This window comes from Oceanirhabdus sp. W0125-5, from assembly GCF_027938815.1.
Classification (GTDB): domain Bacteria; phylum Bacillota; class Clostridia; order Clostridiales; family Clostridiaceae; genus Oceanirhabdus.
Genome location: NZ_CP115913.1, coordinates 725,410 through 740,974, shown reverse-complemented (window position 1 = coordinate 740,974; position 15,565 = coordinate 725,410). Strand labels below are relative to the sequence as shown.

At 32.2% G+C, this 15,565-nt stretch carries 10 protein-coding genes; 2 read left to right on the top strand and 8 right to left on the bottom strand.

Annotation, left to right across the window (positions count from 1 at the left end):
* Nucleotides 1–15: 15 nt before the first annotated feature.
* The 4 genes from carB to OW730_RS03595 all read right to left on the bottom strand — a co-directional run bounded on the left by carB (nt 16) and on the right by OW730_RS03595 (nt 7,553).
* On the bottom strand, nt 16–3,216 hold the full coding sequence (carB, locus tag OW730_RS03610; protein WP_271227726.1) for a carbamoyl-phosphate synthase large subunit: 3,201 nt from the start codon (nt 3,214–3,216) through the stop codon (nt 16–18).
* The gene (locus tag OW730_RS03605; RefSeq protein WP_271227725.1) at nt 3,203–4,273 is read right to left on the bottom strand and encodes a carbamoyl phosphate synthase small subunit; all 1,071 of its coding nucleotides are present in this window, start codon (nt 4,271–4,273) and stop codon (nt 3,203–3,205) included. Before OW730_RS03605 ends, carB begins: the two co-directional genes overlap by 14 nt.
* Before the next feature lie 579 nt (nt 4,274–4,852).
* A complete protein-coding gene (locus OW730_RS03600; RefSeq protein WP_271227724.1) occupies nt 4,853–5,470 on the bottom strand; it encodes a DNA-3-methyladenine glycosylase in 618 nt (205 codons plus the stop codon).
* 310 nt (nt 5,471–5,780) lie between these two features.
* On the bottom strand, nt 5,781–7,553 hold the full coding sequence (locus OW730_RS03595) for an aminopeptidase P family protein (RefSeq protein ID WP_271227723.1): 1,773 nt from the start codon (nt 7,551–7,553) through the stop codon (nt 5,781–5,783).
* Nucleotides 7,554–7,727: 174 nt separating this feature from the next.
* On the opposite strand from OW730_RS03595, the gene OW730_RS03590 reads away from it, so the two are divergent.
* Entirely contained in the window at nt 7,728–9,122 is a 1,395-nt protein-coding gene (locus OW730_RS03590) for a DDE-type integrase/transposase/recombinase (RefSeq protein ID WP_271224722.1), read from the top strand.
* Between the two features lie 477 nt (nt 9,123–9,599).
* Nucleotides 9,600–10,577: a CPBP family intramembrane glutamic endopeptidase gene (locus OW730_RS03585; protein ID WP_271227722.1), complete on the top strand. Its 978-nt coding sequence runs from the start codon at nt 9,600–9,602 to the stop codon at nt 10,575–10,577.
* Nucleotides 10,578–10,641: 64 nt separating this feature from the next.
* On the opposite strand, the gene OW730_RS03580 is transcribed toward OW730_RS03585, so the two are convergent.
* The 4 genes from OW730_RS03580 to OW730_RS03565 all read right to left on the bottom strand — a co-directional run bounded on the left by OW730_RS03580 (nt 10,642) and on the right by OW730_RS03565 (nt 15,560).
* Nucleotides 10,642–11,493 (bottom strand): DUF4438 domain-containing protein, encoded by an 852-nt coding sequence (locus OW730_RS03580; RefSeq protein ID WP_271227721.1) that lies wholly within the window; start codon nt 11,491–11,493, stop codon nt 10,642–10,644.
* Entirely contained in the window at nt 11,487–13,382 is a 1,896-nt protein-coding gene (locus tag OW730_RS03575; protein ID WP_271227720.1) for a beta-N-acetylhexosaminidase, read from the bottom strand. The genes OW730_RS03580 and OW730_RS03575 overlap by 7 nt, the downstream gene beginning before the upstream one ends.
* 12 nt (nt 13,383–13,394) lie before the next feature.
* Nucleotides 13,395–14,312, bottom strand: coding sequence for a tRNA epoxyqueuosine(34) reductase QueG (queG, locus tag OW730_RS03570; protein WP_271227719.1), 918 nt, complete (start codon nt 14,310–14,312; stop codon nt 13,395–13,397).
* A gap of 165 nt (nt 14,313–14,477) precedes the next feature.
* Nucleotides 14,478–15,560 (bottom strand): glycoside hydrolase family 25 protein, encoded by a 1,083-nt coding sequence (locus OW730_RS03565; protein ID WP_271227718.1) that lies wholly within the window; start codon nt 15,558–15,560, stop codon nt 14,478–14,480.
* Between the last annotated feature and the right edge of the window lie 5 nt (nt 15,561–15,565).

Here is a 15,565-nt window from a genome sequence, read left to right as displayed (position 1 = left end):
TTTTTGTTTAGTAAATTAAATTCCATACTCATCTAATTCATATACATTTATTTTTTCTTCAGTAAGACCACTCTTTATAACATTAAGATATGCTTTAGCTGTATCTAATGATGTGAATATATCAGTATAGCTTTCAGCAGCTGCTCTTCTTATTTTAAATCCATTTCTTTCAGAAGAATTTCCTTTAGTAGCTGTACTTACAACAAAGTCTACACTTCTATCTCTTAATATTTCACTTAATTTCATATGATCAAACTGTCTTACATTAAAACCACAATCATTTAATTTTGCATTTGTTCCTTCTGTAGCATAGTACTCTATTTCTGGCATGTTAATATCTTTTAACATATCCACAAAGTCATCCTTCTTATCATTACTAATTGTGGATAAAATTCTGTTATTCTTCATCTTCATGCTATATCCTGCAGCTAAGAATCCTTTGTACAGTGCCTCTTCCAATGTTGTTCCTACACCTAGAACCTCTCCTGTGGATTTCATCTCTGGACTTAAGCTTATCTCAACATCATCAAGTTTCTGACTCGAGAATACAGGTACTTTTACACATGTTAACTTGCTTTCTTTATATACCCCTGTACCATAGATCAGATCTTTTAATTTCTTTCCTAGCATTACTTGTGTACCAACACTTACTATAGGAATTCCAGTTACTTTACTTATATAAGGTACTGTTCTACTTGATCTTGGATTAGCTTCAATCACATATACTTTACCTTTGTACTCAATGTACTGAATATTAATCATACCAATTATATTTAACTCTAAAGCTAATCTTCTTGTGTAATCAAGAATTACATCTTTAATTTCTTGAGCAATATTCTTTGAAGGGTATATAGTTATACTATCCCCGGAGTGAACTCCCGCTCTCTCAAGATGCTCCATGATTCCAGGAATTAATATCTCTTCCCCATCACATATAGCATCAACTTCAATTTCTCTTCCCCTTATATATTGGTCAATTAAAACACTGTTATTACGAGCTTTCTCAAAGGCATCTGAAAGGTATACATCAGCTTCTTCATTATTGTTTGCAATTTTCATTCCGTGACCACCTAAAACATAAGAAGGTCTAATTAATGCTGGGAATCCTAATTCTTGAATTCCTTTCATAGCATCGATTTTATTCCAAGCAATTATTCCTTTTGGTCTTTCAATATTAAGTTTATCTAGGATAGCTTCAAATTCATCTCTATCCTCAGCAGCATGAATGCTCTCAGGTGCTGACCCTAATACATTTACACCTTTTTCTTTTAAAAATTTAGTAAGTTTTATTCCTGTTTGCCCACCAAATTGAACAATTACGCCCTCAGGATTTTCTTTTTCAATTATATTAAATACATCTTCCTCAGTTAAAGGCTCAAAGTATAACTTATCAGATACATTAAAATCTGTACTTACTGTTTCTGGGTTGTTGTTAACTATTATAGTCTCTATTCCCATTTCCTTAAGAGCTAATACTGAATGTACTGAACAATAGTCAAACTCTATTCCCTGACCAATTCTTATTGGTCCTGAACCAAGCACCATTATTTTTCTCTTTTCAGAGATTTCAACTTCATCATATTCATCATATGTTGAGTAGTAGTATGGTGAAACAGCTTTAAACTCTCCAGCACAAGTGTCAACCATTTTATATGAAGGTTTTATATCAAACTCTTTTCTCTTCTGGTATATTTCATCTGGATTACATCCAATAAAACCTGCTATTCCTTTATCAGAGAACCCATATTTCTTTAATTTTAATAACCACTCTTTAGTTAACGCATCAATTGTAGTTTCTTCTAATTTCTTTTCTTCTTGAATAATATTATTTAACTTACTTAAGAAGAACATATTTATTTGTGTTATTTCATGTAATTCTTCTAACGTAATTCCTCGTCTAATTAACTCGCATAGCTGGAATATTCTCTCGTCATCTGGAGTGTGTACTCTAGCCTTTAATTCCTCTGTTGATAATCTTGCACTCTTATCATGCTTCATACCATATTGATTTACTTCTAATGATCTTATTCCCTTTAAGAAAGAACTCTCAAAGCTATTACCAATAGACATTATCTCTCCCGTAGCCATCATCTTAGTTCCAAGTCTTCTATTACTAGTATTGAACTTATCAAATGGCCATTTTGGTATCTTTGTAACTACATAATCAAGAGCTGGTTCAAAACATGCATATGTCTTTCCTGTAACCTCATTCTTAATTTCATCTAAAGTATATCCAAGAGCAATTTTAGCTGCTACTTTAGCTATTGGATATCCTGTAGCTTTTGAGGCAAGTGCTGATGAACGACTTACTCTTGGATTAATTTCAATTACAGCATATTCCATGCTATCTGGATTTAATGCTAATTGCACATTACATGCCCCTTTAATACCAACTTCGTTAATAATGTCAATTGATGCTCTTCTTAACATCTGATATTCCTTATCGCTTATAGTTTGGCTAGGTGCCACAACTATACTGTCTCCAGTGTGAACTCCAACAGGGTCTAAGTTTTCCATATTACATACTGTTATACAGTTTCCTGCTCCATCTCTTACAACTTCATACTCAATCTCTTTCCATCCTTTTATACTTCTCTCAAGAAGAACTTGACCTACTCTACTTAAATCTAATCCTACTGATGCGATATTGATTAACTCTTCTTCGTTATCAACAATACCGCCTCCAGCACCACCCATTGTATATGCTGGTCTAACAACTAATGGGTAACCAACTTTGTTAGCAAATTCAATTCCTTCTTCAATAGTATTAACTACTGTACTTTCTATTGCAGGTTGGCCAATCTTAATCAGAAGCTTTTTAAACTCATCTCTATCTTCCCCTCTGATTATACCTTCCATTTCCGTTCCGATTATATTAACTTTGTATTTCTCTAATATACCTTTATTATAAAGCTCACTAACCAAGTTTAATGCACACTGTCCACCCATTCCAGGTAATATGCTATCTGGTCTTTCTTTCTCAATGATCTTCCCTAATACTTCTACAGTAAGAGGTTCAATGTAAACCTTATCTGCAACCTCACTATCTGTCATGATTGTAGCAGGATTACTATTAGCTAAGATAACCTCTACCCCTTCTTCTCTTAATGCAGTACAGGCCTGCGTTCCAGAATAATCAAATTCTGCAGCTTGTCCTATAATTATTGGTCCAGATCCTACAACAAGTACTCTCTTAATAGATTTATTTAACGGCATAGTTTTCCCCTCCTGCATACTTCATGAAATCATCAAAAATATAATCCATATCTCCTGGTCCAGGGCTTGCCTCTGGATGGAATTGAACACTAAAGATCGGTAATTCTTTATGCATGAACCCTTCTACAGTTCCATCATTTACATTTACATGAGTAACTTCCATGTTTTCTGGAACATTATTAACATAGTATCCATGATTCTGAGATGTAATACCGATTTTTCCAGTTCTAAAATCTTTAACTGGATGGTTGCATCCTCTGTGTCCATACTTTAACTTCCCAGTTCCTCCACCTAATGCAAGTGCTAATAATTGATGACCTAGACAAATTCCTGTTATAGGCTTTTTCCCTATCATCTCTTTAATGTTATTAATCACACTGTCCATTTTTCCTGGATCTCCAGGCCCATTTGATAAGAATATCATATCTGGATTATACCCTTTAATATCTTCATATTTAGTATCATGAGGAAACACTGTTATTTCAGCATCTCTTTTTGCAAATGACTCAATAATACTTTTCTTAACACCGAAATCTATCAATGCAATCTTTTTTCCATTTCCGCTGATTCTGTATATGCACTTTGTAGATACCTTTTGAACAAAATCCTCTTCTTGATAGTTTGAGAACATTTCACTTATCTCTTGATCTGTGAATTCCTTTGTAGTCACAATACCTCTCATAGTTCCTGCTTCTCTAAGAATACTTGTTATAGCTCTTGTATCTACACCCTCAATTCCAATGATATTATTCTCTTTTAAAAACTCCTCAAGAGCCATCTGACTTCTCCAGTTACTAGGAGTTTTACATCTTTCTCTAACTATAAACCCTTTAACCTGTGGTTTAGCTGACTCCTTATCTTCAAGGTTGATTCCATAGTTCCCTATTAAAGGATATGTCATAGTAACAATTTGTCCATAGTACGAAGGATCTGTTAGTACTTCCTCATAACCTGTCATTCCAGTATTAAATACTACCTCTCCTGAAACCATCGATGTATCACCAAAACATTGCCCTTTAAACTTCATTCCATTTTGTAAAATTAGATAGCCTTGCATATGATGTCCTCCTTAAGCTCTTTTCTTATGAATAATTCATTTCTCTGAATAGGCATAAAAAAATAAGCTACCAATGCCGAATAGAAAGACACCAATACCTTTTTCATTAAGTTTAATAGACCCAAATTAAATAAATCTAAATTATTAAATTGTCTGAATTTTTTAAAAATGCTCACCAAATATAACATGTCTATTTTTCCTCCCTTACTAGTCTCTCGGACTAATTTAAAGATAGTTGAAAATCTTATTTATGATTGTAAGCTATATATTTTCTTGTGTCAATACGATTAGGAATTATCAGAATTTTCTTTTATAATCTTGAACTCATATAAAACTTCATCTAGAAATTTTATATATCAAAAGATAATTATTATCTATTAATATTTGTTATTGACTCTTATTGTTTTGTATTGTATAATAAACTCATAGAAAACTTAATTGCTAACTAACACAATTACCTGTAGAAGAAACACAAAAATACTTAGAACGTATTAGCTGATCATTTAATATTTGATTTAAAGATCAAGCCATACTCCCCACCCTCCTGCTGCCATACAGGAGGGTTTTCTTTATTGTACTCTATTTCTTAGAAACAAAGGTATTATCTTTAATATAAAACCTCCATAACTTATCCTTAAACTCCTCAGCATAATCGATATTTATCCTTTTACTCTCAACTATATCAACCTGCTGTTCATTATCTAAAATAAAAATTTCATTACTATGAACAAGATCCAACCCATCATGACTTTTATCTAAGTTTAGAGCCATACATAATTTCCCTGGACCATTAGTATAGTTTTGAGTCTTATTACTCTTTATTTTTCTAAACTCCCTAATATATTCAATACCATGTAATGGTTCAACAGCTCTTATTAATACCGCTTCAGGCTTTCCTTCAGAATTCGCTACAACATTAAGACAATTATACATACCATAGATAAGATACACATATGAATGACCACCCTCAAAAAACATTGTTTTTGTCCTCTTAGTCTTTCTATTACCATATGCATGGCACCCTTTATCCTCTGGTCCCATGTAAGCTTCTGTCTCAACAATCTTGCATGCTATAAATTCATCTTCTATTCTTCTTACAAGGATTTTGCCTAGAAGTTCCTTTGCTAAAGTTATGCCATCTCTTGTATAAAATTCTCTATTAAGTTTCTTATTAAAGTCTAATTCAATTTTCTCCAAATTCATTACCTCCTACAAGAAAAGCACGCCATTGCGTGCTTTGAAAACAAATTGCGAATTGTGAATGGAGAATTGAGAATGATGGATGTTTCTGCATACGCAGAAACTACATCCTTTTGTTCTTTAGCGCAAGAAGTTTTTACTTATTTTATCTTGAAGATAAAATATTGTATATCAAATACAATGTTTCATATTAATGAAACGAGTTACCTTTTTGTCCAAGGAACAATAAAACTAAGATTTCTCGGAGAGAAATGTCAACCATTCTCCATTCTCCATTATCCATTCTCAATTCGCTTTTATCTTTTCATTAGATGGCTCTTGTAGCCTCTTTTAGCCAATCTTTTACTTCATCATTTAGAAGTGGTGATACCTTCTCATATACTTCTTTATGATAATTATTAAGCCATTCTCTCTCTTCACAAGTTAATAGTTCTACATTTATTCCTCTTAAATCAATAGGTACAAATGAAATAACTTCAAACTCCATGAATTGTCCTGATTCAGTTTCCTTCCACTCTTGAACAACCATAGTATTCTCTGTTCTTATTCCATGCTTGCCTTCCATGTATACTCCAGGCTCATTTGTTAATATCATACCTTTTTCAAAGACAACATTATTAGGTCTCATAGTAAGCCCTTGTGGTCCTTCATGAATATTCAGTATAAAGCCTACCCCATGACCTGTTCCACATTTATAATCTATACCATGCTGCCATAATGGATATCTAGCTATCATATCAAGTTTTGATCCTGTTGTTCCATGTAAGAACTTAAGATTATTCAATGCTATATGACCCTTGGCAACTAATGTAAAGTGGAACTTTTCCTCTTCTGTAAGATCACCAAGTACAATTGTTCTAGTTATGTCTGTTGTTCCGTCTAGATAATGTCCACCTGAATCTATAAGGAATAATCCTTTCTTTTCAAGTTTGTATTGCTGTTCTTCTGTTGCCTTATAGTGCATCATTGCAGCATGTTCCTTATATCCTGCTATTGTATCGAAACTTCTTCCAATGAATAAATCTTGTTCTTTTCTGAACTCAAGTAACTTATCATCAGCTGACATTTCAGTGATTTCTTCCTTACCTACAGTAGTGTCTAGCCAGTGTAGGAAATTAATCATGGCTGCACTATCTTTTATATGACAATTTCTCAGGTTTGCAAGCTCACCTTCATTTTTTATAGTTTTTAAATCTGTTGTTATGTCTCTTCCCTCTTTTTTCTTACAACCATCAGGCATAGCCATATATAATTTCGAATTAGACTTTGAAGGATTAAAGAATATAACATCCTCTTTCTTGAATTCCCCTGCCTTATTAAATACATCTTCATATGGGAATACATTAATATCATTATCTTTTAAATATTTCTTAACTTCATTGTCAAGTTTTGTCTCATCTATAAAAAGATTTGCTTCATCAAGGGTTATTATTGCGTAAGAGATTGTTACAGGATAGTTATGTATATCGTTCCCTCTTATATTAAATAACCATGCTATATCATCTAAACTGCTAATAACATAAGTATTTGTGCCCTTTTCCTTCATCTTCTCTCTTACACTACTTAATTTTTCTTTAAAACTACATCCTGCATATTTTTCTTCAAGTACAAATACTTGTGTTTTAGGAATATCAGGTCTATTCTCCCATAAATCATCTATAAGATCGAACTCAGGAACTATCTTAAATCCTTTATCCTTGCACTCTTTTTCTAGATTTCTCTTAAACAGTAATGATGTACTCTCTCCACAGAAACCTATTGTGCTTCCATTATCAAGATTTTTATTAAACCATTGTGTTATAGTCGGAACTCCTGGTTGCCCCATCTTAAATAATTTAATACCCGTTCCTTCTATTTGCTTTGCAGCTTGAATGAAATATCTTCCGTCTGTCCATAAACCATTTCCCTCTTTTGATATAACTACAGTCCCTGCAGAACCTGTAAATCCTGATATCCAAGCTCTACTCTTCCAATGGTCAGCTACATACTCGCTTATGTGCGCATCTGAACTTGGTATAACATATGCATCTATACCTAATTCTTCCATCCTATTAAGTAACAATTCAACACTCTTTTTCATATCTCTACCCTCCATGAAAATTTGGTATTGTCAAAAGTTTTAATGGTACTTTCGACGTAACCCCTTGATTTTCAATACTTTATCTATATTAGACTTGCCCCCTCCCTCTAAAGGTGTTAATTTTAGTTTGCGAAAAAAAATATATAACCAAAGATAAGGAGGCAAGTTTTTAACATGATTAATTATTATTTAGTTTTGTATATTGTTTTTCTTAAGCAAGTTATAAATCTACTCATTATTTTATTGACTGGAAAAGGACTCAATAAGATCCCCAATTCTGATACTTTAGATAAACCTTACAGGAAAATACAAGTGGATGATAAACCAATAATTGTGAAACCTGAAAGGTTAGATTACAGAGAACTCCTATCGGAGCATTATAAACTCAAAGGTAAAGAGTTAGCTCCTGTTAGAACTCAAAAAGGACGTTCTCACGTGAGTTCTAAAATCAGTTGTCCTAAATGCAATGCTCCAAATATTTATCTATACGATAACAATGGAGGGCGTGGTCAATATAAATGCAAAGTCTGTTCCACTAACTTTAACACTAAAAACCTTTATGATAAGCAGGTAAGATTTAAGTGTCCTCATTGCAATAAATTTTTAGAACGAATTAAAAATCGTAGTAATTTTACCATTTACAAATGCCGAAACAACAACTGTTCTTTTTATAAAAACAACTTAAAGTCTATTACCAAAGAAAAACCCTATGACACTAAAGTTAGATATATATTTAGAGAATTTGATTTCGATTTTGCATCTCTAAAGGGCGATAGTCCTGTGCAAAGTAATATATCCTTATCCAAGATGTATTCATCATCCCACGTATTTGGCTTAATAATGACTTACTACGTAAATTACGGATTATCTTCAAGAAAAACAGCAGCTATCATGAGAGAAGTTCATTGTGTTAAAATATCACATCAAACTGTGCTAAACTACGCTGCAGCTGCTTCTGTTCTACTAAAACCAATGGTGGACAACTATCCCTATAATCCAACAGAATCTATATGCGGCGATGAAACATACATCAAAGTCAATGGTAAATGGAACTATATATGTTTCTTCTTTGATGCTGTTAAAAAGATAATTCTCTCGTATAGAGTTTCGCCTAATCGCGATACTTTCTTAGCTTGTAGAGCCATCTACGATGTTATCACTAAGTACGAAAAACTTCCTGAAAGCCTTAAACTAGTAGTTGATGGTAATCCAATATATCTGTTAGCAGAAGTTTTCTTCGCTAATCACGATATTAATTTTGATGTCATGCAAGTAATTGGACTTACCAATGATGATGAAGTTTCAGCTGAATATCGTCCTTTAAAACAGATTATTGAACGATTAAACAGAACCTTTAAGAGAAGTTATAAGACTACTAATGGCTACAATAGCTCAAACGGCTCTATAACTCATATAATTCTTTTTTGTACATACTTCAATTTCTTGAAACCTCATGCAAGCTTAGAACAAAAAGTTCCTGTAATAATTCCAGAACTTGAAGAGTTGGAAACCATGCCTGCACGTTGGTGCAAATTAATGAAATTAGCTGAGTCATACTGCCAATCTTAATATCGCATTATTTTAAAATCGACCTATATTATAGGTTTATTTGCCATACCCTTTTTTAGAATCACACATCCCTTTCGGGATAAAAAATAGCAATCATTTTAATTTCTCGGAGAGAAATATCCGACATTCTCAATTCTCAATTCTCAATTCTCAATTAAATAATCTTCTTGTTTTTAAATCCTTATATTCCATATCAATTTTCATATACTTTTGACACTACCGAAAATTTTTCATTGTTCTAAGAATATTTTAACTTATTTTATTTGAATTTACTACGATTTACTGATATTTTTTATATTTATGAAATTAATTTCATCACAATATATTTGTGTATTTTATGTTGAAATATTAACATGATTCTATTGTAACCACAAACGTCCAATTTATTTAATGTATTGTAAATATTGTATATACTTATGGAAGTAAAGATATATTTAATATATAATGAATATGACTTTAATTTAAGGAGATTACGAAATGAGCAAAGTACAAAAATCCAATTTATTGATTATTACATGTGTTTTTTTACCTGTTTTAGGAACACTATTCCTAAGAAACATGCCAACTAAATTAACATTAGCCTTAAACCAATATTTATTTATATTAATACCCTGTATTTTATTCATGTTAGCAAACAAGATGGATATAAAAAAGACTCTAAAACTAAACCCCTTAAAGTTATCTGATGTATTTAGATTAATAGCACTAACATTAGTTATACTACCAATAACAGGGGTAATATCTAACATAGCATCTAAAATATTTGGCAGTCCCATAACTGATTTTATGAATGATATTGTTACACAATTTTCTTTTCCCTATCTATTTTTTGTTATAGCAATAACTCCTGCTATTTGTGAAGAAGTAATCATGAGAGGGGTTGTATTAGATGGATATAGAAAATTCGGATTTAAAAAAGCAATAATACTTAACGGTGTACTTTTTGGTATGCTTCATATGAATTTCCATCAATTTTTCTATACTGCTTTTTTAGGAATTATTTTTGCAACGGTTGTATGGTATACAAAATCTATATTTGCCAGTATTATTATGCATCTTGTGAATAACGGATTATCCGTAGCACTATCCTTTTTTCTTAAAGCTGATCAAGAGACCCTTAAGCAAGCAGAGCAATTTTCCTCTTCATCAATCAATATTGTAGTTTCTGTAGTTGTATTAATGGGATCTGTATATTTAACTTATTATTTCCTAAGCGCTATAAAGAAAAATAATATGGATAAGCTAGAAGAAAATTATAATGTAAATGAAGATACACAATTAAATGATGATATAATAAATATGGATGAGGATTCCATAAATTACAAACCACATTACACATCTGATAATCTTGCTAGAGAATACACTAGTGATAAAAAAGTTGGTATTATAAATATTTCATTTGTATTGTTAGTAATAATATTCTTAGGTTTATCTACACTAATGTATTTTCAATAACTTGACTTAAATAATTCTACAATATTAAAGCCTTGAAGAATTTTCTTCAAGGCTATTTTTGAATCTATAATAAATATTTTGCTATATTTGAAGTTGAATCGATTTCCCCTTTAATCATTGGCTTCTTACAACTCATTATAGTTGTTATCCCTGGTCCATGACCCGCTTTAACACAATCACTATGAATAACAACACCTATGCTAACTGCACCTTTGTAATGACCTCTTCCAAAAGTATTATCAGCATCCTGTAAAAGTACTAGATCTCCAAACTTAAGTTTATCTAAACCAAGTCTTTTGATTTCTTCTTCATCAGCTGTCATTATATCATAGTCACCAGTATATGCATTGCCTGATCCAATTCCTGATCCAAGCAAATAAGGTGGAACTTCCGCAACAACAGGCACAACCAATTTTCCATCTTCTTCTTTTATGCCTAATTTAAAGAATAACTCAGGATCTATGCTCTGAATTTTAACATCTGGGTAATCGTCTAAAGCTAATCCTTGTCCATATGCTCTTACTAAAATTTTATCATCAATCGCCATGTTCTCAAGATCTTCTTGTTCAAAATGAATAATTGTGTGATCTATACCACCATGAACTCCAATAACATATCCTATAGCCCCTTTTGCATCTCCTGATACAACTTTAGCCTCATTTCCAACACAGGCAAATGTAGTTAATGCTGCATTTTGAGCCTTATCTTCATTTCTTATAGAAACTCCAGGTTCAACATGATCTCCTACCCATCCAAATGCAGGGTCACCTAACTTTACATTATAAGTTATACCTCCAGTTGCAGGCAGAATTCTTGGTTCTCCCTCATGAGTAATTCTGTAATTGCCTCCTAATGGATGATGAATCTTTCCTTGTACAGACCACTTTACAATTCTTTCTCTGTTGCTCTTTAACATACTTTTCCATCTCCTCTTCTTAAATATATACAAACTTCAATAAAAAACTCTTCAATTCTATACAATTCACTTTCTTTATTATCTTTTCTCCAAATTTCCTTATACTCATTCAACCACTTTTCAAACAAAGTTGCAAGTTCTTCATTATCATGTATAAATCCATCTACCTTCTCGTTAAAATCCCACTCTTTAATATATAAATATAATGAATTCAATAATCCCACTACTCTAGCGCTTAATATAAAACTCTTTATATCTTCTCTACATTTAGAATGTTCATACATTTTATCCTTGAAAACTTCTTCAATTTTAACTGCTGCACTATAACTCTGCTTCAACTCCTCCTCTGATTTGTTGAGCATATATTTTTCAATTAGTTCTGGACGTTCCATTAACAAAGTTGTCTTTTTCTTCTTATTCTCCATCCACCATACAATCTCCATAAAAGATACATACTGTTGCTCACCTAGTTCTTTCATTAAAGACACAATATCTCTATCTCCAAATTCCACCTCTGAAATTTGTGATTCTAGTGTTTCTATGTTTAGATCACTATTCCAACTTAAAGCAGCACTTAATATCATTCCAGGCTTAGATGATGCATAAGAATTAACATGTCCGTAATCTCCCCAATCAGTACATAATACCCCTTCTGCACCAAACTCCTTACCATATGATACCATCTTCTTGATATTACTAAAAGAACCTTTAATATCATTCATGAATCTATCCCATCCCCATACTGCTGGACATGTATAAAATTTTCGTTTACTTTCACTTAGAGTCTTAGTTGAACTATTTGTTGCCTCAGGACTATAATTCCAATTTAAACATATAACATCTTCACTTATCTCATTTAATAACTCAGGATAATTTAGAATAATATCGCCCCAGAACATTGGTGTCTTACCATTTCTCTTAACTATATGTATAAGTTTATTTAGAAAATCTAAATACGCTCTTCCTTTACCAATTTCTTCTACATACCCTTTACTTCTTCCTTTTCCTAAATCAAAGGTCTCATCACAACATATATTGAACTTATTACTTGTGAATAAAGGTAAATAATCTTCTATCATACCTTCTATAACCTTTATACTATCACTGTTGCTAATATCTATGGTATGATGCCTCATTCTATCTACCCAAGAAAATCCCTTTCCCTTACTTCCTTCTAATTCACATAAGTGCCCAAAATGCTCTGAACTTAATAAATGATAAAGGTGACCAAATGTAGCTATAGACGGAACAAGCTCTATATGATTATCCATACAATATTTATCAAGCTCTAATATTTCCTCAGGGGTTATAGGATCTTTATGTGCCCACACTTCTTCATGTCCTCTAAAAGGAAATACATGCTCAACATATAATTGAAACTGATTTATCTTATATTTTGCAAGATCATCCACAATGCCCTTTAAAGTTTCAAGTGTAGGAACTTTCCCACGTGTTATATCATGATAAAATCCTCTAACTTTGAATTCTGGGTAGTCAATAATCTTAGCACATGATATTCTTCTAGCTCCACTTTGAATAATCTGCTTTAATGTTTGAACACCATAGAATATCCCTTTAGAATTTGTTGCTATCAAAGAAATATATTCTTCTTTTATCTCAATAATATATGCCTCTTCTTCATTCTCTAGATTTTGAGTTTGTTGCATCTCTTTTTCTATTTTAATTCTTATATCTCCAACGGCCCTATTAGGTAGTGATTTTATTATTGAACAATCTACTTCTAATTCTTCAAATCCACACTTAAGAATTTTTGCTGAATACAGCTCTCTCTCTCCACAACTAGTATCAAGTTCAATACTCATGTGACTCTTAAATAAGAATTCACCATTTAACTTTTCCATAACCCTTGGTTTAGGTAAAATATTCATACACTGCCCCCTCTATTCCCCTTTAATTATTTTCATATTTCTCTCTAAGATTTTTCTTCCTCTCCACCCAAAAGCTCTTCTTCCGTATATCTTCCTAAATTTCTTATTTGATAGCTCATTTATTTCATCTTCTGTAATTTTTCTTATTAAATCCTCACTAAATTCTGCAATATGGGTTTCTTCAATATTTTTATTGTGCGGACATACATCTTGGCATATATCACAACCAAATATAACGTGGCTCTTCCTGAGTATATTTTCTTCTTCACATGTGAGTTCTTCCTTCTTTTGAGTTATATAGGATTTACATTTTAATGGATTTATATCATAATCACCTTTTATAGCTCCACCAGGACAAACTTTTACACATCTCATACACCTCATACAACTACCGTTCTCAAGAGGAGTATTATACTCTTTAAATTCTTTATTAGTTAGCATATATCCAATTAGAATATATGAACCGTATTTCTCATTAATAATATGTCCGTTAACTCCCCAAAAGCCTAACCCAGCTTTATATGCAACGTATCTATCAACCAAAGGACCTGAATCTGTAAAACTCATATATTTAAAGTTCTCAACTTCTTCTCCTATTTTATCCCCCAAAAGATTCATCATATCATTTATTACAAAATGATAGTCTACTCCTTGTGTGTACTTAGCTAAATTGCTTTCTTCACTACTCTTCTTATAATAGGGAAACACCCCTACAATAATTGACTTGCAATCCTCCATAGTTAGCCTAGGATTTATTCGCTTTTCAAGATCTTCCTCCTCAAATCCAGTTAACTCCCCTTTTGCATTTCTTATTCGGAGTATTTCTCTTATTTCTTCAAATACTTCACATTTTATAACACCATATTGGATAATATTAAGCTGGCTAGCTGTTTTTTTTAGTATTTCATCTATAGTTGAATTATTTTTCATTTTTCTCACTCTCATTTATGTTAAATTACTACTTACATTCTACATTATACTCATATTATTGTAAAATATAGGTTTAATTTTTTTAATTACCTACTACACTCAAAAACAAATCCCCCACACAACTTTTAGTTATGTGAGGGATTATCTTATATTTACATACCTAAATTATAATCTCCATCCTTTAGGATACCTAATAAAGAATGTTTCTTCTTCTTCATCTTCTTTGCTATCATACCTAAACTCTTGGAATTCCATTTGATCTTCTAATTGGATTCTTTCTTCTGGTTCCATTTCATTATCTCTTGTCCCTGCTTTAACCTCTACTCTCTTAGAAAACTCACCATCTAAATCAAATGACTCAATCCCTACTACCACTTCCATTCCCGCTTTTAGACGAGGAACTTTTCTCAAGTCTATATTATAAGCTACAGCATTCTTATCTAGAGTAGTTATATATTCCTTATTCACAAATAGATTATATCCGTTAAGATCGATATCTGTGCTCTTATTCCAAGTGACCTTAGCCATACCACCATGGATAGTCGCTTTCACATTTGATACTGGTTTAGGCATTCTTAAAAGATCTATATGGTCAGGACCCCAGTTAACATCTACTGGAAGATCTATACCAGCAACTTTTCCCTTTTCTGAGAATTGCCATACTCTCCATCTAGTCCATCCGCCTGCGTCATTAGGGAATGGTGGATTTGTTGGAATATCCGTATACATGGCAATCCAAAGAGGCATATCTGATAAAATATATCCCTTTTTAGAATGCTTGAAATTATTGTACATCTCTATAAAGAATGCACCTGTGTATAACATTAATCTTCTTCTTGTTTTGCTCTCGAATCTTCTTCTAAATCTATCTATCCAATCTAGAAGATTATCAGTAGATATTGATTTATCTAACGGTACTTCTACATCCACTACAGGGAATAATTCTCCATAATTTCCTTTACCATACCCCTCTTGCAATATGTTTATGAAATCATCACATTGTGAATCTGCTGTAGAAAGGTCTGCTGATGGAACAGCAAAGTGATACGCACTTGAGGGAATTCCAAAATCCCTACACTTTTTTGCTAATTCAAGGAATTTTGTGTCCACTTTGAACTTACCAGTTCCTGAGCCTGATGATCTCAGGAAAATGAAGTCACATTTAGTTGCCAGTATTTTAAAATCTGCATTTGCTCTGTATTGATTTAAATCTACTCCGAATAAGGATTTACTTGTCTTATTCTGCATAATAG

Excerpts from the sequence above, each read along its gene's own strand:
- carB (WP_271227726.1), bottom strand. The coding sequence starts at position 3,216 with ATGCCGTTAAATAAATCTATTAAGAGAGTACTTGTTGTAGGATCTGGA.
- OW730_RS03605 (WP_271227725.1), bottom strand. The coding sequence starts at position 4,273 with ATGCAAGGCTATCTAATTTTACAAAATGGAATGAAGTTTAAAGGGCAA.
- OW730_RS03595 (WP_271227723.1), bottom strand. The coding sequence starts at position 7,553 with ATGAAAAAGAGTGTTGAATTGTTACTTAATAGGATGGAAGAATTAGGT.
- OW730_RS03590 (WP_271224722.1), top strand. The coding sequence starts at position 7,728 with ATGATTAATTATTATTTAGTTTTGTATATTGTTTTTCTTAAGCAAGTT.
- OW730_RS03585 (WP_271227722.1), top strand. The coding sequence starts at position 9,600 with ATGAGCAAAGTACAAAAATCCAATTTATTGATTATTACATGTGTTTTT.
- OW730_RS03580 (WP_271227721.1), bottom strand. The coding sequence starts at position 11,493 with ATGTTAAAGAGCAACAGAGAAAGAATTGTAAAGTGGTCTGTACAAGGA.
- OW730_RS03575 (WP_271227720.1), bottom strand. The coding sequence starts at position 13,382 with ATGAATATTTTACCTAAACCAAGGGTTATGGAAAAGTTAAATGGTGAA.
- queG (WP_271227719.1), bottom strand. The coding sequence starts at position 14,312 with ATGAAAAATAATTCAACTATAGATGAAATACTAAAAAAAACAGCTAGC.
- OW730_RS03565 (WP_271227718.1), bottom strand. The coding sequence starts at position 15,560 with ATGCAGAATAAGACAAGTAAATCCTTATTCGGAGTAGATTTAAATCAA.